This window comes from Streptomyces sp. IBSBF 3136 (genome assembly GCF_036815105.1).
Classification (GTDB): Bacteria; Actinomycetota; Actinomycetes; order Streptomycetales; family Streptomycetaceae; genus Streptomyces.
Map to the genome: position 1 here is coordinate 1 of NZ_JAJSZC010000399.1, position 3,470 is coordinate 3,470.

A 3,470-nucleotide genomic window follows, 5' to 3' on the forward strand; every position below is an offset into this window, starting at 1 on the left:
CGCCTGGGCCGGAGCCGCGGGCTGGGCCTGGGGAGCCGTGGTGGTGGTCTCTGCGGCCCCCGCGGCCGCAGTACCCGCCGGGGCCGGGGCGGCAGGCGCGCCCGGCTTGTAGTCGGCGAAGAAGTCCCACCAGGCGCGGTCTACGGAGTTCGGGTCCTGGAGGTACTGCTGATAGATCTCGTCGACGAGCCACTCGTTGGGACCGAACGCGGCAGCGGGGTTCTTCCCGGCTTGGTCGTCGATCGAGATGCTCGAGTTACTGGGGGACTGTGGCGACACGGCGGCAACCGCCCTCTTCCGCTTCACAAGGTGATGGACAGCGGGAATCAAGGCTACGCCCCCAAGACCGCGAAGGTCAGGTCGGGCCCGTTCATCGTCGCGTAAGTCACATCAAAAATCTTGTTTCAGGGCTTGATATGGCGGGAAACAAGCGTGGTTCCGGATGTGCCGGGGTGCGCGTGGGACAGCCGGGGGGCGGCCCTGCCGCACGGCGTGAGGGGCCCGGCCCTGATCACACGTGTCCGGCTGCGCGGACGTTCGTGGATCTTGTGGCTCCGGTTCGGACTTTACGTCAACTTGGGACGGAAGTCAGTCCCGGAAGAGTGACGATGATCCGGCAGCCCCGCTCGGATTCGGCCACACCTATCCGGCCGCCGTGCAGATCCACCGCCCACCGGGCGATCGCCAGGCCGAGGCCCGTGCCGCCGTCGCTGCCCGGGCCGTGCGGCCGGTTCACCGCGCCCCGGTTGAAGCGCTCGAACACGCGGTGCCACTCCGAACGGGGGATGCCGGGACCCTCGTCCAGCACCTCGAGCTCCAGCGAGTCGGGCTGCGAGCCGCGCCGGGCCCGTACGGTCACCCGGCCGTGCGGCGGGCTGTGCTTGACCGCGTTGTCGATGAGGTTCGCCACGACCTGGTGGATGCGCTCGGGGTCGGCGTGCGCGGTCAGCTCCGGCGGGGACACGTCCAGGTGCAGGTGTACGTCCGTCCGGGTGTGACTGCCGGAGCCGGAGGCCATGCCCGCGCGCGCGGAGGCCACCATGTTGGCCTCCTTCAGCACGCCCGAGAGGTAGGGCCACACCTCGAAGCGGCGGGTCTTCAGCGGCACGACGCCGTTGTCCAGCCGGGAGAGGTCCAGCAGGGTCTCCACCAGCCGGCCGAGGCGCTCCGTCTGCTTCAGGGCCGTCCGCATGGTCTCCGGGTCGGCCTCGGTGACGCCGTCGACGATGTTCTCCAGCACCGCGCGCAGGCCCGCGATGGGCGTGCGCAGCTCGTGCGAGACGTTCGCGACCAGCTCCTTGCGCTGGTGGTCCTGCGCCTGCAGCTCGTCGGCCATGACGTTGATCGTCTCGGCCAGGTCGCCCAGCTCGTCCCGGCGGTTCTCGCGCACCCGGCGGGTGTAGTCGCCGCGCGAGATGGACCGGGCCACCGCGTTCATCTCGTCCAGCGGCGCGGTGAGCGAGTGCGCCACGAACTGCGTTATCAGCAGGGTGGCGATCATCGAGAAGACCGTGATGAAGCGCAGCTCCGTCTTGGTGTGCACCGCGATCATCGACAGACCGGTGGTGATCAGCACCGAGATGACGACCAGAGCGCCCAGCTTGGTCTTGATCGAGAACGGGCGTACGCCGCCCCAGGGCTCCTCTCCCAGGGACCCGGGGCTCCTCCGTGCGGCCTCCCGCCCGCCGCTCATGGCGTCGGTGTCTCCAAGGCGTAACCGACGCCGTGCACCGTGCGGATCCGCTCGGCTCCGATCTTCCGGCGCAGCGCCTTGATGTGGCTGTCGACGGTCCGGGTGCCGGAGGCGTCGGCCCAGTCCCACACCTCGGCCAGCAGCTGCTCCCGGGAGAGCACCGCGCGCGGGGTGTTGGCCAGGCACACCAGCAGGTCGAACTCGGTGGGGGTGAGGTGCACGTCCTCGGAGCGCACCCGCACCCGGCGCTGGGCGTGGTCGATCTCCAGCTCGCCGAGCCGCAGGATGCCCGAGCGGGGCGTGGAGGCGGCGACGGCCGCCCGCTCCACCCGGCGCAGCAGGACGTGCACCCGCGCGGCCAGCTCCCGCATCGAGAACGGCTTGGTCATGTAGTCGTCGGCGCCGACGCCGAGCCCGACCAGCATGTCGGTCTCGTCGTCCCGCGCGGTGAGCATCAGCACCGGCACCGGGCGCTGGGCCTGCACGCGGCGGCAGACCTCCAGGCCGTCGAAGCCGGGCAGCATGATGTCGAGGATCAGCAGGTCGGGCTGCCAGGCCTCGGCCGTGTCGACGGCGGCCGGGCCGTCCCCCGCGGTCTGCACGAGGAAACCCTCGGCGCGGAGCCGGGCCGCGATGGCGTCGACGATCGTGGGGTCGTCCTCGACGACCAGCACGCGGCGCTGCGCGCCCGGAGTGGTCGTCGCCGCGCCGGTCTGGGAGGTGTGTGTCTGCTCCATCGCCCGCCCCTGTTGCTTTCCGGAATCCGTGGGGTGATCCCATGACTGCGTTTGACGCTTGAATGATCGGCGCCAGGGCAGCACATTACGGGGACACCCCGCGCCGTCGCTATCCAGGGCGGACAGCGAGGTGGACAGCGTCCGGAACGCCCCGGGCAACGGGGACCTCTTCGGTACGCACGTGACGGAACCCGGCATTCCGCAAGGATCCTTCAAATTCCGGAGAGGGCTCGGCAGACCATACCGCCAGCACCCCTCCGGGTCTCAACACCCTTGCGCAGGCGGCGAGTCCGGCGGGTGTGTAGAGACCGTCGTTGTCCTCGGTCACCGTCCACCCCGGGCCGTTGTCGATGTCGAGGCAGAGCGCGTCGAACGTGTGCAAAGTCTCATTGACGTACGTCACGAGGTCCGATTCGACGATCTCGGCACGGGGGTCGGCCAGCGCGTCCCGGGAGAGCGCGGACAGCGGGCCGCCGTCCCGGTGCCAGGCGATGACGGCGGGTTCGCGCTCGACCACGCGGATCCGGCCCCAGGCCGGGTTCGCCGCCGCGTGTGCGAGCGAGAACCCCACCCCCAGCCCGCCGATCAGCACGGCGGGCGCCGGGCGGCCGTCCAGGGCCCCGTACGCGGCGTCGACCAGCAGGCGCTCCGAGCGCCCGTCGGAGGTGTCCATCAGGAAGCAGCCGTTGGCGATGATCTGCAGCAGGTCACCCTGTCGGCGCAGGACCACTTCGCCGTACGGGCCTTCGCGGCGGTCCAGGACCACGGGAGCGTCGTACATGGCAGTCATGCGTCCATCCTGCTCGAACGGGGCGCGCGGTTCACGGGAATTGAACGGGAGGCCGCCTGTGGGTGACGTCCGGCGCGGCCCGGGGGCGGACGCGCCGCGGCGGTAGGGGGTTGCCGTGAACCGGCTCCCGTGTGGCGCGGGTCATGGACAGCCGCCTCCTGAGCACCGAGGGTGTGGTGCGTCGGAAGGAGCGCCTCACCGTGGAACGGACCGTGCCGGGCCCCGCGACGGCCCCGTCCAGGCCCCCGGG

General features: G+C 71.0%; 4 protein-coding genes. All 4 read right to left on the reverse strand.

Annotation, left to right across the window (positions count from 1 at the left end):
• Positions 1–279 (reverse strand): 2-oxoglutarate dehydrogenase E1 subunit family protein (locus tag V7E45_RS39410; RefSeq protein WP_333779104.1); only part of this gene is annotated, 279 nt, incomplete at its 3' end.
• 292 nt (positions 280–571) lie between these two features.
• Positions 572–1,693, reverse strand: a complete 1,122-nt coding sequence (locus tag V7E45_RS39415; RefSeq protein WP_333779105.1) for a sensor histidine kinase — start codon at positions 1,691–1,693, stop codon at positions 572–574.
• The gene (locus V7E45_RS39420; protein ID WP_020942208.1) at positions 1,690–2,430 is read right to left on the reverse strand and encodes a response regulator transcription factor; all 741 of its coding nucleotides are present in this window, start codon (positions 2,428–2,430) and stop codon (positions 1,690–1,692) included. Before V7E45_RS39420 ends, V7E45_RS39415 begins: the two co-directional genes overlap by 4 nt.
• Positions 2,431–2,539: 109 nt before the next feature.
• Positions 2,540–3,220 carry a spermidine synthase gene (locus V7E45_RS39425; protein WP_333779106.1) on the reverse strand — a complete coding sequence of 227 codons (681 nt, stop codon included), beginning with the start codon at positions 3,218–3,220 and terminating at the stop codon, positions 2,540–2,542.
• Positions 3,221–3,470 lie beyond the last annotated feature (250 nt).

Bases quoted from the DNA above. Each gene is read 5' to 3' on its own strand.
- V7E45_RS39415 (WP_333779105.1), bottom strand. From the start codon at position 1,693: ATGAGCGGCGGGCGGGAGGCCGCACGGAGGAGCCCCGGGTCCCTGGGA.
- V7E45_RS39425 (WP_333779106.1), bottom strand. From the start codon at position 3,220: ATGACTGCCATGTACGACGCTCCCGTGGTCCTGGACCGCCGCGAAGGC.
- V7E45_RS39420 (WP_020942208.1), bottom strand. From the start codon at position 2,430: ATGGAGCAGACACACACCTCCCAGACCGGCGCGGCGACGACCACTCCG.